Consider the following 26,455-nt stretch of genomic DNA (forward strand, 5'->3'; position numbering starts at 1 on the left):
CCCGCTTGCGAAGCCGGGCCGCAGTTGTTAGCCATCTGGCTGCCTCCGATGGCGGCAAGGGTTTAACGATGACACCGCCTGATCGGCATGCGGCCTCTGATGTCTCGGGCGGCCAGCGAACGGTGGGTGCACGGCTGAAAGGCGGAAAGCGTAGTTTTTCTTGAAGTCTCCCGCGGCCTTTGGCTTATCCTACCGCCAACCATGAGTTGGCAAAGCGCATGATGGGCGAAAGGCGCCTCTTCCTCGATGTCAGGCAGTCGGCAACCGGTCTCTCCTGGGAGCACCGGCTGACCGAACGGCAGGACATGATCGCGCTCGCCATCGCACAGGGTCATGGCGTGCCCGACATCGTCGCGCGCGTTCTTGCCGGACGCGGCGTGGCCGCCGACGAGACCGAGCGGTTTCTGGACCCGACGATCCGCGACCTGTTGCCGAACCCGGCCTCGCTGACCGATATGGACAAGGCCGCCATCCGCATCGCCGCCGCCGTCATGGCGCGGGAGAAAATTGCGATCTTCGGCGATTACGACGTAGATGGCGCGGCCTCGTCGGCCTTGCTGAAGCGGTTTCTCACGCATTTCTCGGTGCCGTCGGAAATCTATATCCCGGATCGTATTTTCGAGGGCTACGGTCCCAATCCCGATGCCATGCGCGAACTGGTATCGCGCGGCGCGACGCTGATCGTCACAGTCGATTGCGGCACCAACAGCGCCGTTTCGATCGACGCGGCCAATGCCGCCGGCGCCGATGTCGTGGTGCTCGACCACCACCAGGTCGGCGGCGTCTTGCCTGCGGCAATTGCCGTCGTCAATCCAAACCGCGACGACGACCTTTCCGGACAGGGCCATCTCTGTGCCGCCGGTGTCGTGTTCCTCGCCTTGGTCCAGACCGCAAAGGTGCTGCGTGGCCTGAGCGATGTCACGCCGCCCGACCTGCTTTCCCTGCTCGATCTCGTGGCGCTTGCCACCGTCTGCGACGTGGTGCCGCTCACGGGCGTCAATCGCGCCTTCGTCGTCAAGGGTTTGCAAGTGGCGCGACAGCAGAAGAATGAAGGCATGGCCGCGCTGGCACGAGTGTCGCGCGTTGGCGAGCCGATCAGCACCTTCCATCTCGCCTATCTGATCGGCCCGCGCATCAATGCGGGCGGGCGCATTGGCGATGCGGCACTCGGCAGCCGGCTGCTTGCAACGGACGATCCCGTCGAGGCGCAGACCATCGCCGAGACGCTAGACCGGCTGAACCAGGAGCGGCAGCTGATGGAGCAGGAGATGCTCGCCGCCGCGCGCGCCGAAGCCGATGCCGAGCTCGCGGGCGGCAGCGGGCCGGCGATCGTCGTCACCGCCAGCAACAGCTGGCACCCCGGCATCGTAGGCCTGCTTGCCTCACGACTGAAGGATCACGCACGGCGGCCGGCCTTCGCCATCGCCTTCAACGCCAACGGCACCGGCACGGGCTCGGGCCGTTCGGTGTCGGGTTTCGACCTTGGCCGGCTGGTGCGCGAAGCCGCTAATGCCGGGCTCATCGTCAAGGGCGGCGGCCATGGCATGGCTGCCGGCATCACCGTCGAGCGGGCAAGACTGGGTGAGCTCAGGGCCTTCTTCGAGGAGCGGGCAGCCGCCGACGTTTTCAGGTTGCAGGATGAGGAAAGCCTGGCGATAGACGGCGCGCTTGCCGCCGAAGGCGCGACGCTCGGCCTGCTCGATGCGTTGGAAAAGGCGGGGCCCTTCGGTGCCGGGCATGTCGCGCCTGTTTTCGTGCTGCCGCGCCATCGGCTGGCCGACATCAGGCCGGTCGGCACCAACCATATTCGCGCCGATTTACAGTCGGAGAGCGGCGGCCGCATCCAGGCGATCGCCTTTCGCGCCGTCGATACGGTGCTTGGCGAGTTCCTTTCCAAGAACCGCGGCAAGACGGTGCATGTCGCCGGCTCGCTGTCGGGCAATTACTGGAACGGCAACCGTACGGTGCAGTTTCGCATCATCGACGCCGCGCGGGCGTAGGGCGCGCCGGAAACCCGCGCAATTCAGCCGGCCGGCGCATAACGCAGCAACGTCACGCCCTGGGGGAGACTTTGCGTGCCGAGCGGGGTCAGCGCCAGCGACAGGCCGGATTGAAAATATGGCTTGCCGCCACCCAGCACCACGGGATGCATATAGAGCCGGTATTCGTCGATGAGGCCGGCTCGTGCCAGAGAGGCGGCAAGATCGGCGCCGCCAAGGATGACGAGGCCATCGGCCTGCGCCTTGAGAGATCGTACCGCATCCTCCGCATCGCCATCCATCAGCCGGGCATTGAGCCCGACTTGCCGAAGCGTGGTCGAGAAGACGATCTTCGGCGTTTCGCGCCATGCATGGGCAAAATTCCGCTCGACCTCGGTGGCGCCGGTCTCGCGTTCAGGGCTGTCCCAGAAGCGCATGGTTTCGTACATGCGCCGTCCGGCGAGCACGGCGGAAGCCTGCCTCATCATGTCGTTGAAGTGCTGGTGCAGTTCCGCCTCGGGCACTGGCAAGCCGATGTCCTCGTTCGATCGGGCGATATAGCCGTCCAACGACGTCAGCATGGAATAGACAATCCTGGCCATCGGCACCTCCGCCTCGATCGACGCAGATCACCATAACCAATTGCGTTTTGCAATCAGTTTGTCCTGAGGCCAATACAACTTGAGGAACGGTCTAGGCGAGAACCGTCTGCAGCCGCGTCAGTTCGCCGATCTGCGCCATCGTCGCCTGGTAGCCGAGCTGGATCGCCTCGTCGGCCCGGTGGAATTCGGTAAGGCCGATATGGCTGAGCTTGGGTTGCAGCGACATGTCAGGCGGATCGCCGGCAAGTCTCGCCCGTGAAATACGGTCCTGGATGATGTTGAAGGCTTCGACCATCACGCCGGTGATGCCCAAACGCGTCTGGTGCGATTGGTGTTGGGCGTCGACCTGGCCGGGCCTTGGCGCATCCTTTTCGATAACCAGCTCGCCAGCGCTGTGCTTGATCACGGCGGCGCGGCCGAACAGGTCGTAGTGGAGGTTGACCGCCACGACGAGCGGCTGCTCGTAGGCGCGGCAGACCGAAACGGGCACCGGGTTGACCAGCGCTCCGTCCACCAGCACGCGGCCGTTGCAATCGACAGGCTCGAACACGCCGGGCAGCGCGTAGGACGCGCGCATGGCGGTGATCAGCGAACCGCTCGACAGCCAGATCTCGTGGCCGGTGCGGATTTCCGACGCGACGCAGACAAATGGCTTGGGCAGATCGTCGAAGCGGATGCCGGCCACGTGCTCGCGCAGGCGCGCGTCCAGCTTCATGCCGCCGAAGAGGCCGCTGCCGCGCAGGTTGAGATCGAGCAGGCCGAAGATACGTCGTCTGGTGAGGCTGCGGGCGAACTCTTCCAGCTCATCCAGTTTGCCGGCGAGATAACAGCCTCCGACCAGGGCGCCGATCGAGGTGCCAGCGATCATCGAGACTTCGATGCCGGCTTCATCGAGCGCGCGCAGCACGCCGATATGAGCCCAGCCTCTGGCGCAACCGCCACCGAGCGCGAGCGATATACCTGTTTTCTTGGGGGAGGTTGTTTCGGATGCGCCGCCTGCCGAGGACAGGCCATTGGCCTCCCTGACATCTGGTCTGTTACGCAATGACGCCCATTCGAGCATCATGATCTCCCTTGTCCCAAGCTAGTATACGGACGGGCCGTATCGAAATGATGAATCTATGTGGTCGGTGTCAGGCAGAAGGTTCAAGCTGATGGCTTCCGATACGTGTTTTCCGCATCGAACAGCGGCTTGCTGCCGTCGTCGGCAAGCGTCCCCTTACCGTCGATCAGCCCCACCGTCCGATAAAAGCATGAACGCCGGCCGGTGTGACAGGTTGCGTCGTGGCCCAACACTTTCACGCGAAGCCACACCGCATCCTGGTCACAATCCGTGAGCATCTCGACAACATGCTGGAAATTGCCCGAGGTTTCGCCCTTCTTCCAGAGCGTGTTGCGCGAGCGCGACCAGTAATGGGCAATGCCTGTTTCCAGCGTCAGAGCCAGCGCCCGTGCATTCATATGCGCGACCATCAGCAGCATGCCGTCGGCGGCATCGGTGACGACGACGGTGACAAGACCGGCGGCATCGAAGCGCGGCGAAAACACCGCGCCTTCCTCCAAGGCTTTTTTGTCCGAGGGAGCTTCCGGAAATTCCAGTGCCGACATTGCCGGTCTATCTTCCTGTTGACCGCGACGTCGGCAAGGGGCTTACGCCCTGCCGCCGCGCACCATGGTGACAAAACGAACCTGCTCTTCGGGCGTATCCTTGAAGACGCCCGTGAAGGTGGAGGTCAGCGTGGTGGAACCTTGCTTGCGGATGCCGCGCATGGCCATGCACATGTGCTCGGCCTCGATCATGACGGCAACGCCGCGCGGGTTGAGCACGTCCTGGATGACGCCGGCAATCTGGGCGGTCAGGGCTTCCTGCGTCTGCAGCCGATGGGCAAAGATATCGACGACGCGCGCGATCTTGGACAGGCCGACGACCTTGCCGTCGGGCAGATAGCCGACATGCGCCTTGCCGATGATCGGCACCATGTGATGTTCGCAATGCGAATGGAACTGGATGTCCTTGACGATGACCAGGTCATCGTAGCCGGCGACCTCCTCGAAAGTACGGCCAAGCTCCTCGGCCGGGCACATGTCGTAGCCGCCGAACATTTCGCGATAGGCCTTGGTCACGCGCTTGGGCGTGTCGATCAAACCCTCGCGATCCGGATTGTCGCCGGTCCAGCGCAGCAAGGTGCGTACGGCGGCCTCGACTTCGGCCTCGCTCGGGCGGTCGGTGACCGGCTTTTCCATATAGGCGGACTGGGGCATTAGTTTCTTGATGACGGCATCCATAAAAGGCGTCTCCCGTAGTTCCTCTCTGAGGAGGAACGAGTTGAACGGACCACGACCTTTCGGTGTCGGAAACTCGCCCCGTTTCCAGCCCCGTAAGCGGCGTGAACTTCCCGGCAAGGACAGTGGCGTTCGCCGCCTTGTCGATACCGGACTGCCAGCATTATATATGGTCGTGCCGAGCGAATGAAAGACGCAACAACGGCAATCGCTGTTCGCTTGGCGGCGACGGATTGGAAAATAATGATCAACGACGTCTACAACGCGAAAATTCTCGGTTTTGCCGGAAATATCGCCCGCATCGGCCGGCTCGATCATCCCGACGCGACCGCGAAGGCGCATTCCAAGCTGTGCGGGTCGACCGTTACCGTCGACCTCAAGATGGAGGACGGCGTGGTCACCGACTTCGCCCACGACGTGAAGGCCTGTGCGCTCGGACAGGCATCGTCCTCGATCATGGCGCAACATGTCGTCGGCGCCAGCGCCGAGGAATTGCGCGCGGTGCGCGAGACCATGCTGAAGATGCTGAAGGAGAACGGCGCGCCGCCGGAAGGCCGCTTCGCCGACCTCGGCTATCTGGAGCCGGTGCGCGACTACAAGGCGCGTCATGCGTCGACCATGCTGACTTTCGACGCCGTGGTCGACGCCATCGGTCAGATCGAGAAGAAGCGCGCCGACGAAGCGGCCTGAGAGTGGGCTTCGACCTTAAGGTGAGCGGATCGCGCCAGAGCGGTCGTTCATGCCATGGCTTGGTGTTCGCCGGTACTCTTGCCGCTTCACTTGTGTCGGCCGGTGGCTCAAGCGGGGCGGAACCAGCAGTCGAGCGCGATATCGGCGACTATCTCATGAGGGCCGTCCAGCCCTGTTGGAACGTGCCCGCAAATGCCACAAGTACTGCACGCGTCCGGATCAGCCTGAACAAGGACGGATCGCTCGCCGGACCGCCAAAAATCGTCGGCCCTGTGACATCGGCAAGGCATAAGGTTGCCGAAGCCGCCATTCGCGCGATCACGCGTTGCGCGCCGTTTCCCGGGCTGGCGTCCTACGGCGCCGACTATGATTTATGGCGCGACATCGTCGTCACATTCAACCCGGCGGTCGACCCGGCGGCGGGACATCCGTCCGTGGACATCGACGACCTCAATAAACTTCTCGGAAAAAACAAGAAGGTAAAGTAGCCGGCTCCGGCCAGCGCACGGCTCAGGCCGGGGCTTTCAGCGCTCGCCTGCTTTCGCTGAATTCGCTTCTTAGCCAGTCGGCGAAGGCCGCGGCCGGTTCGGAGAGACTGCGCAAACTCCTGGCCACCAGCCAATAGGCCCCGGATGCGACATCGATGTCGAACGGTTTGACCAGTGCTCCGGTCTCCAATTCTTCTCCAATCTGCAGGAGATCGCCCAGCGCCACGCCGTGGCCGAGCAGCGCGGCCTGCTTGGAGAGTGAGGCGTCCGCAAGCATCGGCCCGCGCGTGGGCATGGCGTTGGCGGGTACGCCCGCCGCCTCGAACCAGCGCGTCCAACCCTGGCGGTTTTCCTCGTGCAAAAGCGTGAAGCGAGCAAGATCGGCCGGCTTCTCGAGGGCTGGGCCTGATGAAAGCAGCGCCGGCGACAGAACTGGCGAATCGACTGTCGAGGCCAGCCGCTCGGCTTCGCTGCGGGGCCATGACGTCGCGTTCGAGCTGAAACGCAAGGCAAGTTCGGGCTGGTCGCTGCGGAATTCGATCAGCCTTGGGTCCACTTCGAGGGAGACGTCGATATCGGGCCGCAACTGGCGAAACCGGTTGAGCCGGGGTACCAGCCAGACGGATGCAATCGACGGCTCGACGCTGACACGAACCACGGCCTGCGCGGGAACCGCAACCAGTTCCGAGAGTAGTTTGTCGATGTCGTCGAAACTTCTGACCAGTTGAGCAAGCAGCCGACGGCCTGCATCCGTCAGTTCGACGCGGCGATGGTGCCGTTCGAAAAGCGGTTGGCGCAGGAAGGTTTCGAGTTCGCGGATCTGCCGGCTGATCGCCGCCTGTGAGACGAAAAGCTCCTCGGCGGCGTTGCTGAAGCTCAAATGCCGCCCCGCCGCCTCGAAGCTCCTCAACGCCGTCAGGGGCAAGCGTCCACGCTTCATTTCGCATAACCCAGGATTATCCGAAGCGGAAATTATACTCGTTTGAAGGCGAAGGCCAGCGGCGGTCTAATCGTCTTCAAGGAGATGCCGCCATGATGCAGTTGCTTGAGATCCTTGGCGACGTCATACGGATCGCGACGTTCCAATGGCGCGACGAAAGACGCGCTACAAGGCATCACGAAGAATGGTCTCATCCTGGCCGCTGGGCGCCGCCAGCCGACCGAGGGCCATTTCGCCGTTCCCGCCCGTGACCGCACGGCGATCGGGATTGCGTTCTCCGGTGCAAGCGCACATCTATCAGCTGGAAAACGCGGAGATCGCAGTGGGCGACCAGCACAGGCATGCGCATACAGCCGGAGCGTCGAGGCGCGGCCGCAACTGGCCCGGCCCCTGGCGCAAGACGCCGGGCCGCTTGCTCGGCACCTCGATAGTGCGGCTTTACCAATTGACGCTGTCCGGCTTTGTCGGCAATTCCTGCCGCCATCTGCCGACCTGTTCGGAATACGCGCATGAGGCGATCGCCCGCCATGGCCTTTGGGCCGGCGGCTGGATGGGGTTGTTCCGCGTGCTGCGCTGCGGCCCATTCGGCACGCATGGCATCGATCTGGTTCCGGAAGCGCTGGCGGACCGTTACGTCTGGTTCATGCCCTGGCGTTATTGGCGGGTCGGCCGCAAGCGCGGCGAAGCGCAGGGCTAGGGTGGCTGGTCACGCCGCGCTGTTTACGCTCCGGTAGGGTTAACGCAAGCCTGCACAACAACTGCGCATTTGAGACAAAATCGAGACAAGAGACCCCGCTAAGCCCGCTCGCGAACCCCCTTCTGGAGCGAGCAGAAAATGCGCAATGTCGATCGTCTTCCCTTTATCATGGCTGGTGTCCTGTTCCTGCTCGCCTGGCTGCTGGGATTTCCGATGCGCGCGCAGTCCGCGCCGCTAGCGGATGTGCAGTGCACGCTGATCGCCGATGCCCAGAGCGGCAAGACGCTTTACCAGGACGGTACCTGCGACCAGCGCTTCAGCCCGGCCTCGACGTTCAAGGTGCCGCTTTCGCTGATCGGCTACGACGCGGGCATCCTTGCCGATGAACATACCCCGGCATGGGACTACAAGCCCGAGTTCAACGCGGTGAAACGCGACCAGAAAACCGTCGATCCGACGATCTGGGAACGCGATTCCATCATCTGGTTCTCGCGCGAGATCACCCGCAAGCTCGGAACTCAGAAATTTGCCGGCTACGTATCGAAGTTCAACTATGGCAATGGTGACGTTTCCGGCAATCCTGGCAAGGATGACGGGCTCACCCATTCCTGGGTCAACTCCTCGCTTAAGATCACGCCAGTCGAACAGGTTGCCTTCCTGCGGCAACTGCTCGCCGGCACAATGCCGGTGTCGGCCAAGGCGCATGAAATGACACGCGCCATCATGCCGAACTTCAAGGCTGGGGACTGGGTCGTTCAGGGCAAGACCGGCACGACCAGGCTGGGCGCGGGCGGCAAGGACAAGCGCTCGCTCGGATGGTTTGTCGGCTGGGCTGGGAAAGACGGCCGCCAGATCGTGTTCGCCCGGCTCGTCGTCGATACGAAACGCACCGACATGCCGAAGGGGTTGGCGACACGGGCCGCGTTCCTGAAGGACCTGCCACGGCTGATTAAGTGAGCCGGGCTTTACGGCGGCGGCATCTGCTCATAAAAGACTGCCGCCGCCGGACGCATCCGGCACCCTGGCAGGTCGCAGCCCCGAACCGCTGATGATCTGCATTTACCACCCGCGCTCGTTTGCGGGACTGGATAGGAGAACCATATGCTGAATTCCGTTTCCCTGACATTTCCCGATGGCTCCGTCCGCGACTACGACGCGGCGATGACCGGTGCGGGTCTCGCCGAATCGATCTCGAAGTCGCTGGCCAAGAAGGCCGTCGCCTACGCCATTGACGGCACCGTGCGCGACCTCAGTGATCCCCTAGGCAAATCCGGCAAGGTGGAGATCATCACCCGCGACGATCCGCGCGCGCTGGAACTCATCCGCCATGACACCGCGCACGTGCTCGCCGAAGCTGTTCAGGAGCTGTGGCCGGGAACGCAGGTCACCATCGGGCCGGTGATCGAGAACGGATTCTATTACGACTTTGCCCGCAACGAGCCGTTCACCCCGGACGATTTCCCGGTGATCGAGAAGAAGATGCGCGAGATCATCGCGCGCAACAAGCCGTTCACCAAGGAGGTCTGGTCGCGCGACAAGGCGAGACAAGTCTTCGCCGACAAGGGCGAGCGCTACAAGCTCGAACTGATCGATGCCATTCCCGAGGACCAGCATCTCAAGATCTATGCGCAGGGCGACTGGTTCGACCTTTGCCGTGGTCCGCACATGGCCTCGACCGGCCAGATCGGCAACGCCTTCAAGCTGATGAAGGTGGCCGGCGCCTATTGGCGCGGCGATTCCAACAATCCGATGCTGACGCGCATCTACGGCACGGCCTGGGCCGACCAGGCGCAGCTCGAAGCCTACCAAACGATGCTGGAAGAGGCCGAGAAGCGCGACCACCGCAAGCTCGGCCGCGAAATGGACCTTTTCCATTTCCAGGAAGAGGGGCCTGGCGTGGTCTTCTGGCACGCCAAGGGCTGGAAGATGTTCCAGAACCTGGTCAACTACATGCGGCGCCGGCTCGACGAGCAGGGCTACCAGGAGGTCAACGCCCCGCAGGTGCTCGACAAGAGCCTGTGGGAGACGTCAGGCCACTGGGGCTGGTACCGCGACGCCATGTTCAAGGTGACGGTCGCCGGCGATGAAACCGACGATGACCGCATCTTTGCGCTGAAGCCGATGAACTGCCCGGGCCACGTGCAGATTTTCAAGCATGGGCTGAAATCCTATCGCGATCTGCCGGTGAAGCTGGCGGAGTTCGGCAATGTGCATCGCTACGAGCCGTCGGGCGCGCTGCACGGGCTGATGCGCGTGCGCGGCTTCACGCAAGACGATGCGCATATCTTCTGCACCGAGGAACAGCTGGCGGCCGAGTGCCTGCGCATCAATGACCTGATCCTGTCGACCTATGCCGATTTTGGTTTCGACGAAATCAGCGTCAAACTGTCGACACGGCCCGAAAAGCGCGTCGGCACGGACGAGGCCTGGGATCATGCCGAGGCGATCATGGGCGGCGTGCTGGAGACGATCAGGACAAGGTCCGGCAATCGGATCAAGACCTCGATCAATCCGGGCGAGGGCGCCTTCTACGGGCCGAAGTTCGAATATGTGTTGAAGGATGCCATCGGCCGCGAATGGCAATGCGGGACGACGCAGGTCGACTTCAACCTGCCGGAGCGTTTTGGCGCCTTCTACATCGGCTCGGATTCGGAGAAGAAGCAGCCGGTCATGGTGCACCGCGCCATCTGCGGTTCGATGGAGCGTTTCCTCGGCATCCTGATCGAGAACTATTCCGGCCATTTCCCGCTATGGTTCGCTCCGCTGCAGGTGATGGTGGCGACGATCACTTCGGACGCCGACAGCTATGCGACCGAGGTCGTGGCAAAGCTGAAGGCCGCCGGGCTGTTGGCGGAAGCCGATCTGCGCAACGAGAAGATCAACTACAAGGTCCGTGAGCACAGCCTGGCCAAGGTGCCGGTCATCCTCGTCTGCGGCAAGCGCGAGGCGGAGGAGCAGACGGTCAACATCCGCCGGCTCGGCTCGCGCGATCAGGAATCGCTTGGTCTTGCCGAAGCAATCGAACGGCTGACCGAAGAAGCGATCACGCCTGATCGCCGACGCAAGCGCGCTGCTTGAATCGGAGTGTTTTTCGATCGAATGGCGGTGGAGCGATCCACCGCCATTTTCATATCCCTGTCACGGCAACGTTGTAACGAGCCCCTATGCTCAAGCTGAAATCGCGCGAACGACCGTTCCCAGAGCTTTCCTACGCCAATCCGCACCAGCCGGCGCTGGCGCGCTGGTTCATCCATTCGGTCGAAGGCCTGTCGGGCCGCGATCGCTTTGCCGCGCTTTATGATTTCTGGCGCCGCCAGGTGGTGCCGACGGGCGAGCGTGTGTTCAGCCGCATGCTGGACCTCATTGACGTGCGCGTGCGAATTCCCGACCAATGGCCGCCCGCGCAATTGCCCGACACGCCACTGGTAATCGTCGCCAACCATCCCTTCGGCATCGGCGACGGCATTGCCGTGCTATCGCTGGCAGAGCAACTCGGCCGGCCTTTCCGGGTGATGATCCACAAGGACCTGCTCAGGATCCGCGAGATGGAGCCCTATTCGCTGCCGATCGACTTTTCCGAGACCAAGGACGCGGTGAAGAACAACATGGCGGTGCGCCATGAGGCGGTCCGGCTGCTCAGGGAAGGTGTCACCATCGTGGTGTTTCCGGCCGGCGGCGTGGCCACTGCGCCCAAGGGTTTTGGCCGCGCGCGCGACCTGCCGTGGAAGATGTTTCCGGCCCGTCTCGTCCAGGAGGCCAAGGCATCGGTCATCCCTATGCATTTCTCCGGCCAGAACGGCAGGCTTTTCCATCTCGTCAGCGGGCCGATGAACATGGCCGAGCGCGACGGGCGGGTGGCCAAATTCGTCGGCAAGGCCTCGCTGACCTTGCGCACCTCGCTGCTCATTCGTGAATTCGCGCGGCTGTCCGGCAGGGCGATCGACGTGCGCGTCGGCAACGTGCTGAGCTGGAATGAACTGGAGCCGTTGCGCGACCGCAAAACGTTGCTCGATCGTCTCTATCGCGGTGTATTCGACCTGGCGCCGAGCCTGCCGCGCCGTCGCATTCCGTTCCTCCCGGCGCGAACCAAGCTCGCCGCCTGAAGGCTAATCGGCGCCTTCCTCGGGATCCATCGCTGCTGCTTCGGTGGCGAGAACCTCGATTTCCTGGTTCTGCCCGCCAACGACCGTGAAATCCTTCTGGTAGATGCGATCGCGGTTCTTGGCGATGATGGTGTAGTCGCCTTCGGCCAGCACCATCGAGGCGAAGGCGCCGACGGTTTCCTTGATCGGATCGCCGGATTCGTTGAGCAGCGACCACGAGGTGTCGGCAATCGCTTCGCCGCCCGTCTCGCGTACCAGCTTCATGGTGATTTCAGCGGCGTGATGCTCGACGGTGGCTTCCGTCAGCTTGCCCGCCTCGACGCGGATGTCGGATCGGATGACGGCGTTGACCGCGCCGTAAGTCGAGACGACATGATAGATGCCGGCATTGAGCCGCACGACGCTGTTGGGTTCGACATCGGGAATGATCAGCGCGCGGTCGCCATTGGCCTCGGCGGTGCCCTCATAGATCGAAAAGCGCAGTTTCTTCGGCGGTATGCGCATGCCGCCGGACAGAACCGCGTCCAGCTTCAGGCCGCCGGCATCGAGCACGAGGCTTTCTCGCTTGGCTTCCTTGCCGACGGTGATGCGCTTGGTGGCGCCGGCGCGGCCATAGGAAGCGTGGACCAGGTAACTGCCGGGCTCGAGCTGGAAGACGGCGCTGCCGCCATGGGAGGAGGCGACCATTGGCAATTTGCCGTTCACCGCTTCGGGCTTGAAGACACGCCAGACGAGTCCACGGGTGATGTCGGTGCCCTTGTCGGTCAACTGGGCCGAGAGCGTGATGGCGCCACCGCCGCCAAGCGCCAGCGGGGTCTCGCTCTTCGGCGTTGCATAGCTCGAAATTCCGGGAAGTTTCAGGTCGCCGACGCCGTCCTTTTCCTGCGCGACAGCCATGGAGACCGGCAGCAGGAACAGCGCGGCGCAGAGCCGAACCAGGAAAAGACGCAGTCGCCCCTCAAACATGCCTTGCGTTGAAGCCCATGGCGGTGGCAATTTCAAGGCTTAAGAGTCCGATCCGGGACTCTTCAGCCCGGCGTTTGCGCGCCTTTGCCCGAGCCGCCCGAATTCCCGATGGTGCGCTTCAGCTCAAAACAGAGTGTTTCAGGAGACTTGCGCCCATGGCGTCGCCGATCATCGACTTTCTATTGACCCGAAATTCAGCGCCGATACCCGACCTCAGGGAACCGGCGCCCAGCGACGCCGATATCGCCACGATGATCGCCGCCGCCACGCGCGTGCCCGACCATGGACGGCTCGAACCCTGGCGCTTCATCCTTTATCGCGGCGAAGCCCGCATCGAGATCGGCAAAAAACTAGCGGCCTTGGCCGAACAGCGCGAGGGGCCGTTGCCGGAAGGCCGTCGCAACCAGGAACTGGCGCGGTTCTCGCGCGCGCCGCTGGTGATCGGTGTCGTATCTATTCCGAGGGAGAACCCAAAAATCCCGCAATGGGAGATGTTCCTGTCCGGAGGCATGGCGGCGATGAACCTGATGATCGCGGCCACTGCGCTGGGCTATGGCACGAACATGATCAGCAACTGGTATTCCGACGTGCCGGAGGGCAGGGCGATTCTCGGACTGGCGCCGCAGGAGCGCGTCGTCGGTTTCGTCCATATCGGCTCCTACGCCGGTCCGGCGCCGGAGCGGCCACGGCCCGATCCGGCCAAGCTCTACACCGATTACGCCGGACCTTGGGCGGGCTGAATGTTCTACGAGCCGTCCAAGGGGCATGGCCTGCCGCACGATCCTTCGAAGGCGATCGTCGCGCCGCGCCCGATCGGCTGGATATCGACGCTGAACCAGGCCGGCGAGGTCAATCTGGCGCCATACTCCTTCTTCAACGCCTTTTCGACGCGACCTTTCATTGTCTGGTTTTCCTCGGAGGGTGAGAAGGACAGCGCCTCGTTTGCCCAGGAAACCGGCGAGTTCGTCGCCAATCTGGTCAGCCGCGATCTTGCGGACAAGATGAACTACACATCCGTCGATGCACCGCGTGGCGTCAACGAGTTCGTCTATGCCGATCTCGCCATGGCGCCCTCGCGTCTCGTCAAGCCGCCGCGCGTGGCGGCGGCACCCGCGGCGCTCGAATGCCGGGTGACGGAAGTGTTTCGCCCGAAGGCGCTGGACGGATCGCCGACGAGTGCCTTTGTCGTCGCCGGTGAGGTGATCGGCGTTCACATCGACGATGCTTTCCTGAAAGACGGCCTGTTCGACATCACCAAGGCCGGCAATGTCGCGCGTCTCGGCTACATGGATTATGCCAGCGTCGACGAGGTCTTTTCGATGCGGCGGCCACGCTGGGGCAAGGAGTAGCCGTCAGGCGGATATCCCGGCCGCTTTCGCGCGGGCCAGAAGGCGTTCGGCCAGCCGCAGATGCGGACGGTCGAACATCTTGCCGTCGATGCCGACGACGCCCGGATTTCCGGCCGCCTCGAAGGCCGCCACGATGGCCGCCGACTGTCTCACCGCCTCGGCAGAGGGCGTGAAGGCGGTGTTGATGACGGGCACCTGATCGGGGTGGATCGCCATTTTGCCGGTGAAACCGTCACGCTCGGCGTCGGCACATTCCGCGGCGAAGGCCACCATGTCGCGAAAGCCAGGAAATACGGTGTCGATCGCGGCGACTTCCGCGGCTCCGGCCGCGAGAATGGTCGTCAGGCGGGCGTGACGGAAGAGATCGGTGTAGCGGCCGTGCTCGTCGCGGGCAGAGCGTGCGCCGATCGCCGCCGACAGGTCTTCCGCGCCCCAGGTGAGACCGGCGAGCCGTGCGCTTGTCCCGGCATAGGTGGCGGCGGCGAGCACGCCCGCCGGAGTTTCGGTGATGATCGGCAGGATTTTTATCGACCCGTCGGGCAGGCCGTTTTCGGCTTCCCAAACCCTGAGCTTGGCCGCGAGCTGCTGCACATCCTGGCCGCTGTTCGATTTAGGCAGCATGATGCCGTCCGGTCTTGCCGGAACGAGCTTGGCAAGATCATCGTCCGTCATTCCGGTCGAGAGGTCGTTGACCCTGACATAAAGCGCCGAGTTGGTTTGCCCCCTGCGTTCGAGGATAAAGCGCGCCGCGATCTCGCGCGCCCGCGCCTTGTTCTGCGGCGCCACGGAGTCCTCGAGATCGACGATAACCACGTCGGCGCCGGCGCCAAATCCCTTTTCCAGCTTCCGTTCGGAATCGCCTGGAACGAATAGCAGCGAGCGCATCAGTCTGCCTTCTTCAGCATCATCGCTTGCCTGATGCATTTGGCGACCAGATCGCCATGCTGGTTGTAGGCGCGGTGCTCGAATTCGACGATGCCGCGGTCGGGCTTCGACCTGGATTCGCGCACCGAGACGACAGATGTTTCGACGCGGATGGTGTCGCCATGGAAGACCGGGTGAGGAAACACGGTTTCCTTCATGCCGAGATTGGCAACCGTCGTGCCGACCGTGATGTCGTTGACCGAAATGCCGATCATCAGGCCGAGCGTGAACAGCGAGTTGACCAGCGGCTTGCCCCATTCGCTCCTAGCGGCGAAATCGAAGTCGATATGCAGCGGCTGCGGGTTCAGCGTCATCACCGAAAACAGCATGTTGTCGCTCTCGGTGACAGTCTTGCGCAGCGTGTGCCGGAAGACATGGCCGACAACAAACTCCTCCAGATATAGCCCGGCCATCTTCCGCCTCCTGCGCTGTCTGACGGTTGATAGGCGCTGCTTCAGGCGCTCGCAAGCCAGTTAATGAACATGGTGAACCGTTCGTAAACCATTTCTGCCTACCCTTCTCACGGGGCCGGAAACCTTCCGGCATGGGGCGTAAGCAGACGGGCATGGTAGTTGTTTCGCATTTCCTGAAATGGATCTACACGGCCAGGGTTTCGGAGCGCGCCGCCGCCGCTCATGCGCTGGCCCGAGCCTATGTGAATTGCGAATTGCCGTTCGAGGATCGCTGCGCCGCCGAGGCCGCGCTGACGCTGCTGCTCGACGACGCCTCGTCGAAAGTGCGGCTGGCGATGGCGGAAGCGTTCTCGATGAGCCATCACGCACCGTTGCAGATCATCAGTGCGCTTGCCGCTGACCAGCCGGAGGTCGCCGGGGTCGTGCTGGCGCGCTCGCCGCTGCTCACCGACGCCGACCTGATCAATCGCGTGGCGGCGAGCCAGAAGGCAACGCAGAAGCTGATCGCCGACCGGCCTGTAGTCTCGATGGCGCTTTCGGCGGCCATCGCCGAGGTCGGGGAGGCGGAGGCATGCGCCGTGCTTTTGGCCAATAGCGGCGCCGACATCGCGTCACTCAGCTTCCGGCGCATGGCGGAACGCCACGGGCATCTGCCTCTGGTGCGCGAGGCGCTGATATCGGATATCAGGCTGCCTGCCGATTGCCGGCATATGCTGCTCGTCAAGCTCGGCGAGACATTGAAGACATCGCCGCTGGTCATGGCATTGATGGGAGCCGCGCGTGCCGACCGGGTCATGCGCGATGCTTGCGTCAAGGCCTCGGTGACGCTGATCGAGGGCACGCGCCAAGAAGAGCACGCCGCGCTGATCGAGCATCTCAGGCTGCGCGGCGATCTGACCGCGAGCTTCCTGATCCGCACCATCGCGCACGGCAAGGTCGATTTCTTCGGCTCGGCGCTGGTGGCGCTCAGCCAGCAATCCGAACCACGGGTGAGGGCGCTGCTGGCCGGCGGGCACGACGTGGCCCTGCAGGCGCTGTTCCGCAGTGCCGGCATGGCTGCCGCCACGCATGCCGTCATCCTGCGCGCCCTGAAGATCTGGCGCGAGGTCGCCAACGGCAAGCGCGTCGCCGGCGTGCAGGAAGTCAGTTGGCTGATGCTCAAGGAATTGGGCGGGCAATCCGCCGAAGGCGATCTTGCCGCATTGATCAAATCGATCCACCTAGACGCCCTGCGTGAGAACGCACGCGGCCATGCACTGGCGATCGCCGCGGCTTAGGTTTTCTCCCTCGCGAAGAAATCCGGGAAATCTTCCATCGCCGCGGCGATGATGCGCAGGGACGCCGCGATCTGCAGCATGTCGCCGGTGGCGTTTCGCTGGGCGATGCCTGCCGCATACTGCCGGGCGACGGCAATGGTCGCTGTTTGCGGATCGCCAGGGGCACGGAAAAGCAGCTCGCGCGCCAGTCCCCTCAGGAAGGTGGCGATTGAAAGCGTCGTTTCCGATGGGAGGGCATGGTTTTGGCTGGCAGTGCGCAGCCGCAGGATTTCCAGGCCGACCGTGACGGAAGCGACGCCGCCGCCCAGCACCGCCTCGCCCTTCCTGCCGGAATTCTGCACCAGCGGCATCAACTGATTGACCCGGTCGTAAGCGAGGCTCTCGAAGGCTGAGCGCCTCGGCACGCGCTCATGCAGGCAAAGCCGCGCCAGATCCTCCCGCATGGCCCGCACGATGCGGTCGGCCGCGAGCCATGGATCGGCCGGCAATACGACGATGAAGACGCCGATGGCCAAGAGGATGCCGACCAGGATCGATGCCGAGCCGGCGAAGAAGGGGCCGGGATCATAGGTCATCGCCTGATGTGGGCTGAGGAAGGCCAGGAAGTTGATGGCGAAGGCCGTCGCCACGCCGACATGGCGCGGATTGGCCATGGCGAGTGCCGCCGGCACCATGATCGGCACGACGAACAGCATGAACCAGCCGAAGCCGGGCAGAGCAGGGAGCGCAACCTGCCCGACGAGAAAGGCAAAAGGCAAAGCGAGCAGCGTTCCCTTGAAGAATCCCCAGGATACTTGCACGGGGTCGGGGCGAGCGGCAAACAGGCTCGACACGACGGCAACGAGGATGACGGTGCCGGCCGCCTCCGACCACTTCGTCGTCAGCCAGAAAGCCGCCACCAGCAGCGTGGCAACGGCCGCGCGGATGGCGTTGCGCGCTGCACCGGGATAATCGCGATGCACCACCAGGGCCGGCTGCTGGCTGCCGGGACCTGGACGGCGCGTGACCGGCGCGCGCAAGGCGTCGAGGCCACGCAGCACCTGTTTCAGCGCCTCGGCGAAATCGGCCGCTATGGTAAGGCGGGTAATGGTGCCGACCCTGTCCTCACCCGGCTCTATCGAGGCGTCGGGCATTTGCCTGGCCCTGATCGAGATCGCGTCGAGCCGCGCCACCCAGGATGAGGTATCGTCCAGCGCTCCCGGCTTGGCTGCCAGTTCGCTGACAAGGGCCTGCAGTTCCGAGCGCACCGGGATGAGGGCGGCGTTTTTGGGAGCGGCATGCGAATAGAGCGCGCGCGCCGCCGAAAGTGCCGAAAGCAGTTGTCCGATAGTGCGCCGCACCGGATGCGCGCGCGGCGCGAAGCTCGGCGCTTCGAGCCTGGCATAGGCGCGCATCTCGCCAAGCGTCTGGGTATCGGCGACAAGCTTCCGGTGCAGGCCGATCAGCGTTGCCCGGTCGCCGCCTGAAAACGCACCGCCGGCATAGGTGGCGAGGTCGAGAATGCAGCGTTTCAGCCGCGAGACGATGGCGTCGCTGGCCAGTTTTGGCAGGATCAGCCGGCTGGTGAGGCCGGCGCAGACGATGCCGAGCACGATCTCGGCACAACGCGCGACCGCGAGGTCTACGACCAGATGCGGTTGTCCGAAAGCGGGCAGGCCGATGATCATTGCGGTGTAGCCTGCAAGAGCCGCGCCATAGGCTTCGGGATTGCGCAGCAGCGACGAGACGAAGGTGCAAATGCCAATCCAGATAGCAAGCACCGTCACCAGAATCCACGGGCCGGTGCCGAATGCCGTGGTGATGCCGATTGCCGCGACACCGCCGGCCAGCGTGCCGAGCAGGCGGTAGAAGCCTTTCGCCAGCACCATGCCGGCAACCGGCTGGGCGACGATGAACACCGTCATCATCGCCCATTGCGGATGGTCGAGCTTCAGCGCGTAAGCGGCCAGCAATGCGATCATGCCGGCCGAAACGGTGCGCAGCGCGAAAATCCAGTCCGAGCGTGTCGGTTGCGTCAGCCCGGCCAGGCTCGTCTCGAAATAGGTTTTCAGCCGCGCCCAGGTCACATGCTGGTCTCCATGTCAGGAACGCAAGCTAAACGCGCCAGCGGCTAGATATCCAGCACTTCCGTCTCGGCGAATTCGGCGCGTTCCTGGATGAAGCGGAAGCGGGCTTCGGGTTTGGTGCCCATCAGCTCGTCGACCCTGTCCTTGGTGGCGGAATCGATTTCGTTCACATCGACCCTGAGCAAGGTGCGCTTCCTTGGATCCATGGTGGTTTCCTTGAGCTGCGCGGCCATCATTTCGCCCAGGCCCTTGAAGCGGCCAAGCTCGACCTTGCCGCGCCCGGTGAATTCGGTGCGCAGAAGCTCGTCCTTGTGGGCGTCGTCGCGGGCATAGGCGACCTTGCCGCCTTGCCTGATCGAGTAAAGCGGCGGCACCGCCAGATAGAGATGGCCGCCGCGCACCAGCGCCGGCATCTCCTGGTAGAAGAAGGTGATCAGCAGCGAAGCGATGTGTGCGCCGTCGACGTCGGCGTCGGTCATGATGATGACGCGGTCGTAGCGCAAATCCTCGTCACGGTATTTTGACCGTGTGCCGCAGCCGAGCGCCTGGATCAGGTCCGATATCTGCTGGTTGGCGGCCAGCTTGTCATTGCCGGCGCTGGCGACGTTGAGGATTTTTCCGCGCAGCGGCAAGACGGCCTGGCTGGCACGATCGCGCGCCTGCTTGGCCGAGCCGCCGGCGGAATCGCCTTCGACGATGAAGAGTTCGGCACCCGCCGCCGCGTTCTGCGTGCAGTCGGCGAGCTTGCCCGGCAAGCGCAGCTTGCGCACCGCGCTCTTGCGCGACACTTCCTTTTCCTGGCGGCGGCGCACCCGTTCGTCGGCGCGCGCGATCACCCAGTCGAGCAGCTTCGAGGCTTCCTGCGGATTGTCGGCCAGCCAATGGTCGAATGGGTCGCGGATCGCGGTCTCGACGATGCGTATCGCTTCGATCGTCGCCAGCCTGTCCTTGGTCTGGCCGACGAATTCCGGCTCGCGGATGAACACCGACAGCATGCCGGCGGCCGAAATCATGACGTCTTCCGAGGTGACGATCGAGGCGCGCTTGTTGCCGACGAGGTCGGCATAGGCGCGCAGACCGCGCGTCAGCACGTTTCGGAAGCCGGCTTCGTGGGTGCCGCCTTCACCGGTCGGGATGGTGTTGCAGTAGGAATTGATGAAGCCGTCGCCACCGAACCAGGTGACCGCCCATTCGAGCGAGCCATGGCCGCCTTGCTTGTCGCTCTTGCCGGCGAAGATTTCGCGCGTCACCTGGAAATCGTCGCCGAGCGACGCCTTCAGATAATCCTTGAGGCCGCCTGGGAAATGGAATTCCGCCTTGGCCGGTGTCTGATCCTTTTCCTTGATGAGGGAGGGATCGCAGGTCCAGCGGATCTCGACGCCGCCAAACAGGTACGCCTTCGAACGCGTCATGCGGTAGAGACGCGCCGGCTCGAAGGCCGCGCCCTTGCCGAAAATCTGCTCGTCGGGATGGAAGCGGATTTTTGTGCCGCGCCGGTTGTGGACTTCGCCGAGCTGCTCCAGTCCGGTCACCGGGACGCCGCGCGAAAAGCGCTGGCGATAGAGCTGGCGCCCACGTGCCACCTCGACCTCAAGATGATCCGACAGGGCGTTGACGACGGAGACGCCAACGCCGTGCAGGCCGCCTGATGTCTCGTAGACCTTGGAGTCGAACTTGCCGCCCGAATGCAGCGTCGTCATGATGACTTCGAGCGCCGGCTTCTTGAATTTTGGGTGCATGTCGACCGGAATGCCGCGGCCATTGTCGGTAACCGTGAGATGGCCGTCGGCGGAGAGTTCGACATCGATGAAGGTGGCGTGGCCGGCAACCGCTTCGTCCATCGAATTGTCGATGACCTCGGCGAACAGATGGTGCATCGCCTTGTCGTCAGTGCCGCCAATATACATGCCTGGCCGGCGGCGCACCGGCTCAAGGCCCTCAAGCACCTCGATGTCGGCGGCGCTGTAGCCCTCGCTGCCATCCTTGGTTGCGGCTGGGCGCCTGGCGGCCGCCTGCACCAGCGGATCCGCCGGGCGCGCCGGCGTGCGAACCGGCTGCGGCTGTTTCTCCAGATTGCCGAAAAGATCGTTGTTGTCGTCCATGCCTGCCATAGAGTCCAAGCTGCGAATCACCCCGTCGATACTGCCACGCTTTTCAGCGCCAAGCGACGGAGGTTCCTGTTACGTTCGGGGATTTAACTGCTCTTACCCTAAAACCATTCGATAACCAAGCGGGCGGAAATAGGTCAAATGCCGCCGCGCAATATTCCTGATTCTTTAACAATGCCGCCTAGCGTGAGCCCAACATAACAAGAAACGACGGGCATCAGGGGTTTTCGGCGTGAGGGGCAAGGCCATAACGATGATCGGCATCGCCGCCGTTTTCGGCGCGATCTCGATCTTTGCCGCGGATTTCTGGGTCAAGAGCCAAGCGAAGGCCGATGCCCAGGAGAAAACGGCCTCGATCGCCGCTCCGGCCGCGCCCAGGATCGAGTTCAAGACCATCGTGGTGGCGAACGCGCCGTTGCGCTACGGCATGGAGCTCGACCGCGCCAAGCTCAGCGAAATCCCGTGGCCGCAGGATTCCCTTCCGCAGGGCGCCTTTGCCACCATCGATGGATTGCTCGGCGAAGGCGGCCGGGTCGCGCTGTCGCCGATCGAGATCAACGAGCCGGTGCTGCTCGCCAAGCTGTCGGGACCGAACGGCCGCGCGACGCTGTCCAACATGCTGACGCCCGGAATGCGGGCGGTCACCATCCGCACCGACGAGATCGCCGGCGTCGGTGGCTTCGTGACGCCGGGCGACCGGGTCGATGTCGTGCTGACGCGCGATGCCGGCGAAATCCAGGAAGTCGCCAAGAACGCGCAAGGGGCTGCCGGTTCGACCATCACCTCGGAGATCGTCGTTGCCGACGCCAAGGTGCTCAGCGTCGGGCAGGGCGCCGACGAGCGCCAGACGACGCCGCAGGTGGCCAATTCCGTGACCCTCGAGGTGACGAGCGACGGCGCGCAGAAAGTGGCGCTTGCCCGCACCGTCGGAACGCTGTCGCTGTCGCTTCGCTCCGCCAGCGAAGGCGGCGATGGCAAGAACGGCGTCACCACCATCTCTTCCTTCGGCGGATCCGTCGCTTCCAAGACGCAGGCCGTGGCCGGCTCCTTGTTCGATGCCATAGCGAAGGAGCCGGAGAAGCCGAAATTCAAGACGATCATCGTGACGCGCGGCACGCAGGCCGAGGAATATCAGGTTCCAACGCGGGACCAGAAGTAAAGACCGGTGGGGACCGGGCGGGACGGGACAATGTTGATGCGTACCCTATATCGAATGACGGCTCGGTCGCGCTTGGTGCGCGCCCTGGCAATGGCGTTTACCCTGGCTGCGAGCGGCGTGCTTGCCTTGCCCGGAGCGGCGAAGGCGGACAACGACATCGTCTATGTCTCGTCGACCAAGAATGCGTCGATCAAGGTTGCCAAGGGCAAGCCCAAGACGATCATGACGAGCGCGGCCTTCTACCAGATCGTCATCGGTGATCCGGAGATCGCCAACGTCAACCCGCTGACCGACAAATCCTTCTATGTGCTGGGCAACAATCTCGGCACCACCGGCATTGCGCTGTTCGACCAAAACAAGCAGCTCGTCGGCACCGTGGACATCGAGGTGACGCTCGACACCGAGCAATTGGCGAACACTATCCGTGCCAGTGTGCCGGACGCCAAGATCAAGGTCGGCTCGGCCAACGGCCGTGTCGTGCTGTCGGGTGAGGCGGATGACGCGGTTGCAGCGGATAAGGCAAGCAAGATCGCCAGCCGCTTTTCCGGCAATGAGGAAGTGATCAACTCGGTCAATATCTCTTCGTCGCAGCAGGTTCAGCTCAATGTCCGGTTCGTCGAGATCAACCGCCAGGCAGGGCAGGACCTGGGCGCGAAATACAGCGCCAATTTCGCCTACGGCTTCGGCGGTCGCGACATTTCACTGGATCCGGGCACGGTCCCAGCGGCGGGGACCGGCGAGATCATCGGCCGACTGCTGTCGAACGGCGTCTCGATAGACATTGCCATTAAGGCGCTGGAAGAGCGCGGCCTTGCCCGTCGGCTGGCTGAGCCGAACCTGATCGCGCGTTCAGGGGAGACAGCGAGCTTCCTGGCCGGCGGCGAATTTCCGATCCCGGTTTCGGAGGACAACGGCAAGATTTCGGTCAGCTACAAGAAATATGGCGTTAGCCTGGATTTCAAGCCGACCGTACTCAAGGACGGGCTGGTGAGTCTTGACATCGCGCCGGAAGTCTCCTCGATCGATGCGTCGGCGTCCTACAATATCGGCAACATTTCCGTGCCCGGCTTTATCGTGCGCCGCGCCAAGACCTCGGTCGACCTGAAGAACGGCCAGAGCTTCATGATCGCCGGGCTTTTGCAGTCCCAGAACGACATCACCACGTCTCGCATTCCCGGCCTTGGCAAGATGCCGGTGCTTGGAGCGCTGTTTTCGTCGAAATCCTATCAGCGGCGCGAGACCGACCTGGTCATCATCGTCACGCCCTATCTGGTCAAGCCGGTCGATCCGTCGAAGAAAATGGCTGAGCCGACCGATGGCACGCAGCCAGCCAGCAATGTCGACTATTTCCTCAACAACACCGAGGAGGTGAAGGCGCCGGATACGGGCCGCGCGCTGGCGCTGGCCGACGGCAGTGCCGCACGGGCCGCTCCTGCCACCAAAGTCGGTCATTTCCTCGACCTGCCGAAGGACTGAGCCATGCGTCTGATCCTGAGATCGTGCATCGGCCTGCTTCTTGCCGGCCTGGCAAGCGGCTGCACCAGCGACGACTACGTGCGCAGCGAAGGGGTGACGTCCGGCGCCGGCGAGGCGCAGGCCGCCAACACCGTCATGCAGATGGTCGACCCGTGGAAGTACGGCGTCCAGAACACGAGACTTCTCGTGCCTGCCAAGCGTGGCAGTGCCGGACCCGTCACGCCCGATCAGGCGGCCGGTGCCAAGGCAGCGCAAACGACCACCGACAACTGATCCAGACGGCGATCGACCTCACAGGCGGCGAGAATGGCAAACAGCACCAAGAAAATCCTGCTCGTATCGACAGACCGGACCTTCGCGCAGGACACGAAGACGGCCTTCGCCGCCTCCGAGATCATCCAGCTCATGACGGTGGAGAAGAACGTCACCGAGCTGCGCGGCGAGGTCCAGGAGGCCGAGTTCGGCGTCGTCATCGTCGACATGGATGCGGCGAAACTCGAGGAGATCGAGTCACTGCAGCGCGTCATGCGCCGGCTCGAGGGCAAGGCACCTGTGATCGTGGTCACCCAGGAGTTCAACGCCGCGGCCGTGCGCATCCTGGTGCAGCTCAAGGTCGCCGATTTCCTGGTCAAGCCGATCACCACGGCAGACCTCGTGCGTTCGGTCGTGCGGGCTCTGCAGGGACCCGGGCGCGAGGAAAACACCGAGTCGCAGATCTATACCTTCATGCCCGCCGCCGGCGGCGTCGGCACCACGACACTGGCACTGCAGACCGCGTTCCAGCTGCATCATTCGGTGACGCGCGGCGCCTCGACCTGCGTGGTCGACCTCAATTTCCAGCAAGGTGCCTGCGCCGAATATCTCGATCTCGAGCCGCGTTTCGACATCACTGAAATCGAGAACCAGCCTGAGCGCCTCGACCGGCAACTGCTCGATGTGATGCTGTCCAAGCACGCCAGCGGACTGTGTGTGCTGGCGGCACCGACGCATCCGTCCGAAATGCGCTCGTTCAAGACCGATGTCGTGGTGCGCATGCTGGACCTCGTTTCGGCCTATTTCGACAATGTCGTCATCGACATGCCGCGCACCTGGTTTCCGTGGACGGAAACTGTGCTGCTCGGTTCCAACAAGCTTTACATCGTTGCCGAAATGACGGTGCCGTGCCTGCGCCATACGCAACGGCTGATCCAGGCCGTCTACGAGACCGCCGGCAAGGAAGTGAAGCCGAACGTGATCGTCAACCGTTTCGAGCAGAAGATGTTCGACAACGGCATCAAGCAGGCGGACGTCCAGGAAATCCTTGGCGAGCATTTTGTCGGCGGCATCGCCAACAACTACCGGCTGGTGCGCGAGGCGGTCGACCGCGGCGTGCCGCTGCACGAGATCGATCCCAACGCCAATGTCGTCAACGACCTGAAGAAGATCATTCTTCCGGAAGAGGCGGTGGCAACCGCGAGCAAGTCGAAGTCGCTGTTCGGCTTCGGCAGGGGCCTCTTGAAAAGGAAAGCTGGATGACCAGCCGTTTTTCCACCCTGCAGAACCGTGACGCGCGTCCCCGCCCGGCAGAATCGGCGCCGGTCGCGCATCATGCAGTCGTCATCCCGACCAGCCGGAAGGCTTTGCCGGCGAAGGCGGAGGCGGCGCCGGCAAAGAATGCCAACAAGGTGCTCGATGCCCGCGTGCGCATCCACCGGATGCTGCTCGAGGAGATCAATCTCGTCGCGCTGGAGCGCTTGCCCAAGGAGGAGATGCGCCGGCAAGTGCATGATTTCGTATCGGAAAAGACCCGCCAGGAGCGGATGGCGATCAACACCGCCGAACTCGACGCGCTGGTTGACGACATCGTCGACGAGATGGTCGGCCTCGGCCCGCTCGAGCCGCTGCTCAAGGATCCCGATATCAACGATATCCTGATCAACGGCCATCAGAACTGCTTCGTCGAAAAGAAGGGCAAGCTGCAGCAGGTCCATATCCCGTTCAAGGACGAGGCGCATCTGCTCAGAATCGTCAACAAGATCGTGGCCGCCGTCGGCCGCCGCGTCGATGAATCGCAACCGATGGTCGACGCTCGCATGCTGGACGGCTCGCGGTTCAACGCAGCCATCCGCCCGGTGGCCGTCGACGGCCCGCTGGTGTCGATCCGCAAGTTCTCCAAGAACAAGCTTGGCCTGCACAGGCTCGTCGAATTCGGCGCCATCACACAGAACATGGCCGAAGTGCTGGCCGCGGCCGTCCACGCCCGCAAGACGACGATCATTTCGGGCGGCACCGGCACAGGCAAGACGACGATGCTCAACGCGCTGTCGGCGTTCATTCCAGAAGACGAGCGGCTGATCACCATCGAGGACGCGGCGGAACTTCAATTGCAGCAGCCGCACGTCGCACGCATGGAGACGCGTCCCGCCAACATCGAAGGCCATGGCGAGCTCAAACAGCGCGACCTGGTCAAGAACGCGCTGCGCATGCGTCCCGACCGCGTCATCCTTGGCGAGTGCCGCGGCGAGGAAGCCTTCGACATGCTGCAGGCCATGAACACCGGCCACGAAGGCTCGATGGCGACCATCCACGCCAATACGCCGCGCGACTGCATTTCGCGCCTCGAGCAGATGCTGGGCATGACCGGCATGCCGATGACGGTGCAGTCGATCCGCAGCCAGATCGCCAGCGCCATCGACATCATCGTCCAGCTGACCCGACTTTCCGACGGCAAGCGCAAGGTGACGAGCGTCGCCGAGGTGACCGGCATGGAAGGTGATGTCATCCAGATGCAGGAGATCTTCCGCTTCGTGCGCACCGGCATGGAGGCCGATGGCAAGATCCTTGGCTACTACGAGGCGACCGGCATTCGGCCGCGTTTCCTGGAAGACCTGCGCGCCATGGGCATCGACTTTCCCGGACGTTATTTCGAACCCGGCCGGCCGCAGGAGTAGCCGGC

At 63.4% G+C, this 26,455-nt stretch carries 25 protein-coding genes; 15 read left to right on the forward strand and 10 right to left on the reverse strand.

Annotation, left to right across the window (positions count from 1 at the left end):
* Positions 1-218 precede the first annotated feature (218 nt).
* Entirely contained in the window at positions 219-2,000 is a 1,782-nt protein-coding gene (gene recJ / locus FJW04_RS22100) for a single-stranded-DNA-specific exonuclease RecJ (protein WP_015317573.1), read from the forward strand.
* A gap of 23 nt (positions 2,001-2,023) precedes the next feature.
* On the opposite strand, the gene FJW04_RS22105 is transcribed toward recJ, so the two are convergent.
* The 4 genes from FJW04_RS22105 to folE form a co-directional block, all read right to left on the reverse strand.
* Positions 2,024-2,581 carry a dihydrofolate reductase family protein gene (locus FJW04_RS22105; RefSeq protein WP_140716720.1) on the reverse strand — a complete coding sequence of 186 codons (558 nt, stop codon included), beginning with the start codon at positions 2,579-2,581 and terminating at the stop codon, positions 2,024-2,026.
* A gap of 91 nt (positions 2,582-2,672) precedes the next feature.
* Positions 2,673-3,644: a patatin family protein gene (locus FJW04_RS22110; RefSeq protein WP_015317575.1), complete on the reverse strand. Its 972-nt coding sequence runs from the start codon at positions 3,642-3,644 to the stop codon at positions 2,673-2,675.
* An 83-nt stretch (positions 3,645-3,727) separates the two neighbouring features.
* Complete coding sequence (hisI, locus tag FJW04_RS22115) at positions 3,728-4,189, reverse strand: phosphoribosyl-AMP cyclohydrolase (RefSeq protein WP_015317576.1); 462 nt, start codon at positions 4,187-4,189, stop codon at positions 3,728-3,730.
* A gap of 42 nt (positions 4,190-4,231) precedes the next feature.
* Complete coding sequence (gene folE, locus FJW04_RS22120; protein ID WP_015317577.1) at positions 4,232-4,867, reverse strand: GTP cyclohydrolase I FolE; 636 nt, start codon at positions 4,865-4,867, stop codon at positions 4,232-4,234.
* 240 nt (positions 4,868-5,107) lie between these two features.
* Here folE and FJW04_RS22125 point away from each other — a divergent pair, with 240 nt between their 5' ends.
* Positions 5,108-5,554: an iron-sulfur cluster assembly scaffold protein gene (locus FJW04_RS22125; protein WP_015317578.1), complete on the forward strand. Its 447-nt coding sequence runs from the start codon at positions 5,108-5,110 to the stop codon at positions 5,552-5,554.
* 2 nt (positions 5,555-5,556) lie between these two features.
* A complete protein-coding gene (locus FJW04_RS22130; RefSeq protein ID WP_140716722.1) occupies positions 5,557-6,042 on the forward strand; it encodes a cell envelope integrity protein TolA in 486 nt (161 codons plus the stop codon).
* 22 nt (positions 6,043-6,064) lie between these two features.
* Here FJW04_RS22130 and FJW04_RS22135 read toward each other — a convergent pair whose 3' ends face one another.
* On the reverse strand, positions 6,065-6,982 hold the full coding sequence (locus FJW04_RS22135; protein ID WP_140716724.1) for a LysR substrate-binding domain-containing protein: 918 nt from the start codon (positions 6,980-6,982) through the stop codon (positions 6,065-6,067).
* A gap of 322 nt (positions 6,983-7,304) precedes the next feature.
* Between FJW04_RS22135 and yidD the strand changes: the two genes are divergently transcribed.
* The 4 genes from yidD (at position 7,305) to FJW04_RS22155 (ending at position 11,782) form a co-directional block, all read left to right on the forward strand.
* Positions 7,305-7,679, forward strand: coding sequence for a membrane protein insertion efficiency factor YidD (yidD, locus tag FJW04_RS22140; RefSeq protein ID WP_140716726.1), 375 nt, complete (start codon positions 7,305-7,307; stop codon positions 7,677-7,679).
* 138 nt (positions 7,680-7,817) lie between these two features.
* Entirely contained in the window at positions 7,818-8,636 is an 819-nt protein-coding gene (gene blaOXA, locus FJW04_RS22145; RefSeq protein WP_140716728.1) for a class D beta-lactamase, read from the forward strand.
* Between the two features lie 144 nt (positions 8,637-8,780).
* On the forward strand, positions 8,781-10,757 hold the full coding sequence (gene thrS / locus FJW04_RS22150) for a threonine--tRNA ligase (RefSeq protein ID WP_140716730.1): 1,977 nt from the start codon (positions 8,781-8,783) through the stop codon (positions 10,755-10,757).
* A gap of 86 nt (positions 10,758-10,843) precedes the next feature.
* Positions 10,844-11,782, forward strand: a complete 939-nt coding sequence (locus tag FJW04_RS22155; RefSeq protein WP_140716732.1) for a GNAT family N-acetyltransferase — start codon at positions 10,844-10,846, stop codon at positions 11,780-11,782.
* Positions 11,783-11,785: 3 nt separating this feature from the next.
* On the opposite strand, the gene FJW04_RS22160 is transcribed toward FJW04_RS22155, so the two are convergent.
* On the reverse strand, positions 11,786-12,748 hold the full coding sequence (locus FJW04_RS22160) for a hypothetical protein (protein ID WP_140716734.1): 963 nt from the start codon (positions 12,746-12,748) through the stop codon (positions 11,786-11,788).
* A 155-nt stretch (positions 12,749-12,903) separates the two neighbouring features.
* Between FJW04_RS22160 and FJW04_RS22165 the strand changes: the two genes are divergently transcribed.
* Positions 12,904-13,488 (forward strand): nitroreductase, encoded by a 585-nt coding sequence (locus FJW04_RS22165; RefSeq protein ID WP_140716736.1) that lies wholly within the window; start codon positions 12,904-12,906, stop codon positions 13,486-13,488.
* The gene (locus FJW04_RS22170; RefSeq protein ID WP_140661155.1) at positions 13,489-14,097 is read left to right on the forward strand and encodes a flavin reductase family protein; all 609 of its coding nucleotides are present in this window, start codon (positions 13,489-13,491) and stop codon (positions 14,095-14,097) included.
* Between the two features lie 3 nt (positions 14,098-14,100).
* On the opposite strand, the gene FJW04_RS22175 is transcribed toward FJW04_RS22170, so the two are convergent.
* Both FJW04_RS22175 and FJW04_RS22180 read right to left on the reverse strand, forming a co-directional pair.
* Positions 14,101-14,982 (reverse strand): CoA ester lyase, encoded by an 882-nt coding sequence (locus FJW04_RS22175; RefSeq protein WP_140616141.1) that lies wholly within the window; start codon positions 14,980-14,982, stop codon positions 14,101-14,103.
* Positions 14,982-15,434: a MaoC family dehydratase gene (locus FJW04_RS22180; RefSeq protein ID WP_015317588.1), complete on the reverse strand. Its 453-nt coding sequence runs from the start codon at positions 15,432-15,434 to the stop codon at positions 14,982-14,984. Before FJW04_RS22180 ends, FJW04_RS22175 begins: the two co-directional genes overlap by 1 nt.
* A gap of 152 nt (positions 15,435-15,586) precedes the next feature.
* Here FJW04_RS22180 and FJW04_RS22185 point away from each other — a divergent pair, with 152 nt between their 5' ends.
* Positions 15,587-16,711, forward strand: a complete 1,125-nt coding sequence (locus FJW04_RS22185) for a DUF2336 domain-containing protein (protein WP_140716738.1) — start codon at positions 15,587-15,589, stop codon at positions 16,709-16,711.
* Here the strand turns inward: FJW04_RS22185 and FJW04_RS22190 are convergent.
* Entirely contained in the window at positions 16,708-18,777 is a 2,070-nt protein-coding gene (locus tag FJW04_RS22190; protein WP_140716740.1) for an FUSC family protein, read from the reverse strand. The genes FJW04_RS22185 and FJW04_RS22190 overlap by 4 nt on opposite strands.
* A gap of 44 nt (positions 18,778-18,821) precedes the next feature.
* Positions 18,822-20,879, reverse strand: a complete 2,058-nt coding sequence (parE, locus tag FJW04_RS22195; protein WP_023770024.1) for a DNA topoisomerase IV subunit B — start codon at positions 20,877-20,879, stop codon at positions 18,822-18,824.
* Positions 20,880-21,117: 238 nt separating this feature from the next.
* Here parE and cpaB point away from each other — a divergent pair, with 238 nt between their 5' ends.
* The 5 genes from cpaB to FJW04_RS22220 are packed head-to-tail and all read left to right on the forward strand — an operon-like array spanning position 21,118 to position 26,450.
* Positions 21,118-22,044 carry a Flp pilus assembly protein CpaB gene (gene cpaB, locus FJW04_RS22200; protein ID WP_245262879.1) on the forward strand — a complete coding sequence of 309 codons (927 nt, stop codon included), beginning with the start codon at positions 21,118-21,120 and terminating at the stop codon, positions 22,042-22,044.
* A gap of 30 nt (positions 22,045-22,074) precedes the next feature.
* Positions 22,075-23,520: a type II and III secretion system protein family protein gene (locus FJW04_RS22205; RefSeq protein ID WP_140716742.1), complete on the forward strand. Its 1,446-nt coding sequence runs from the start codon at positions 22,075-22,077 to the stop codon at positions 23,518-23,520.
* 3 nt (positions 23,521-23,523) lie between these two features.
* Complete coding sequence (locus tag FJW04_RS22210) at positions 23,524-23,793, forward strand: hypothetical protein (protein ID WP_015317594.1); 270 nt, start codon at positions 23,524-23,526, stop codon at positions 23,791-23,793.
* Between the two features lie 33 nt (positions 23,794-23,826).
* Complete coding sequence (locus tag FJW04_RS22215; protein ID WP_140716744.1) at positions 23,827-25,035, forward strand: response regulator; 1,209 nt, start codon at positions 23,827-23,829, stop codon at positions 25,033-25,035.
* Entirely contained in the window at positions 25,032-26,450 is a 1,419-nt protein-coding gene (locus tag FJW04_RS22220; RefSeq protein ID WP_140716746.1) for a CpaF family protein, read from the forward strand. Before FJW04_RS22215 ends, FJW04_RS22220 begins: the two co-directional genes overlap by 4 nt.
* Positions 26,451-26,455 lie beyond the last annotated feature (5 nt).

Origin of the sequence: Mesorhizobium sp. B2-7-3 (genome assembly GCF_006440715.1) — a bacterium.
In the GTDB taxonomy this organism is placed as follows: Bacteria; Pseudomonadota; Alphaproteobacteria; order Rhizobiales; family Rhizobiaceae; genus Mesorhizobium; species Mesorhizobium australicum.

Bases quoted from the DNA above. Each gene is read 5' to 3' on its own strand.
- recJ (WP_015317573.1), top strand. From the start codon at position 219: ATGATGGGCGAAAGGCGCCTCTTCCTCGATGTCAGGCAGTCGGCAACC.
- FJW04_RS22105 (WP_140716720.1), bottom strand. From the start codon at position 2,581: ATGGCCAGGATTGTCTATTCCATGCTGACGTCGTTGGACGGCTATATC.
- FJW04_RS22110 (WP_015317575.1), bottom strand. From the start codon at position 3,644: ATGCTCGAATGGGCGTCATTGCGTAACAGACCAGATGTCAGGGAGGCC.
- hisI (WP_015317576.1), bottom strand. From the start codon at position 4,189: ATGTCGGCACTGGAATTTCCGGAAGCTCCCTCGGACAAAAAAGCCTTG.
- folE (WP_015317577.1), bottom strand. From the start codon at position 4,867: ATGGATGCCGTCATCAAGAAACTAATGCCCCAGTCCGCCTATATGGAA.
- FJW04_RS22125 (WP_015317578.1), top strand. From the start codon at position 5,108: ATGATCAACGACGTCTACAACGCGAAAATTCTCGGTTTTGCCGGAAAT.
- FJW04_RS22135 (WP_140716724.1), bottom strand. From the start codon at position 6,982: ATGAAGCGTGGACGCTTGCCCCTGACGGCGTTGAGGAGCTTCGAGGCG.
- blaOXA (WP_140716728.1), top strand. From the start codon at position 7,818: ATGCGCAATGTCGATCGTCTTCCCTTTATCATGGCTGGTGTCCTGTTC.
- thrS (WP_140716730.1), top strand. From the start codon at position 8,781: ATGCTGAATTCCGTTTCCCTGACATTTCCCGATGGCTCCGTCCGCGAC.
- FJW04_RS22155 (WP_140716732.1), top strand. From the start codon at position 10,844: ATGCTCAAGCTGAAATCGCGCGAACGACCGTTCCCAGAGCTTTCCTAC.
- FJW04_RS22160 (WP_140716734.1), bottom strand. From the start codon at position 12,748: ATGTTTGAGGGGCGACTGCGTCTTTTCCTGGTTCGGCTCTGCGCCGCG.
- FJW04_RS22165 (WP_140716736.1), top strand. From the start codon at position 12,904: ATGGCGTCGCCGATCATCGACTTTCTATTGACCCGAAATTCAGCGCCG.
- FJW04_RS22170 (WP_140661155.1), top strand. From the start codon at position 13,489: ATGTTCTACGAGCCGTCCAAGGGGCATGGCCTGCCGCACGATCCTTCG.
- FJW04_RS22175 (WP_140616141.1), bottom strand. From the start codon at position 14,982: ATGCGCTCGCTGCTATTCGTTCCAGGCGATTCCGAACGGAAGCTGGAA.
- FJW04_RS22180 (WP_015317588.1), bottom strand. From the start codon at position 15,434: ATGGCCGGGCTATATCTGGAGGAGTTTGTTGTCGGCCATGTCTTCCGG.
- FJW04_RS22185 (WP_140716738.1), top strand. From the start codon at position 15,587: ATGGTAGTTGTTTCGCATTTCCTGAAATGGATCTACACGGCCAGGGTT.
- parE (WP_023770024.1), bottom strand. From the start codon at position 20,879: ATGGACGACAACAACGATCTTTTCGGCAATCTGGAGAAACAGCCGCAG.
- FJW04_RS22205 (WP_140716742.1), top strand. From the start codon at position 22,075: ATGTTGATGCGTACCCTATATCGAATGACGGCTCGGTCGCGCTTGGTG.
- FJW04_RS22210 (WP_015317594.1), top strand. From the start codon at position 23,524: ATGCGTCTGATCCTGAGATCGTGCATCGGCCTGCTTCTTGCCGGCCTG.
- FJW04_RS22215 (WP_140716744.1), top strand. From the start codon at position 23,827: ATGGCAAACAGCACCAAGAAAATCCTGCTCGTATCGACAGACCGGACC.
- FJW04_RS22220 (WP_140716746.1), top strand. From the start codon at position 25,032: ATGACCAGCCGTTTTTCCACCCTGCAGAACCGTGACGCGCGTCCCCGC.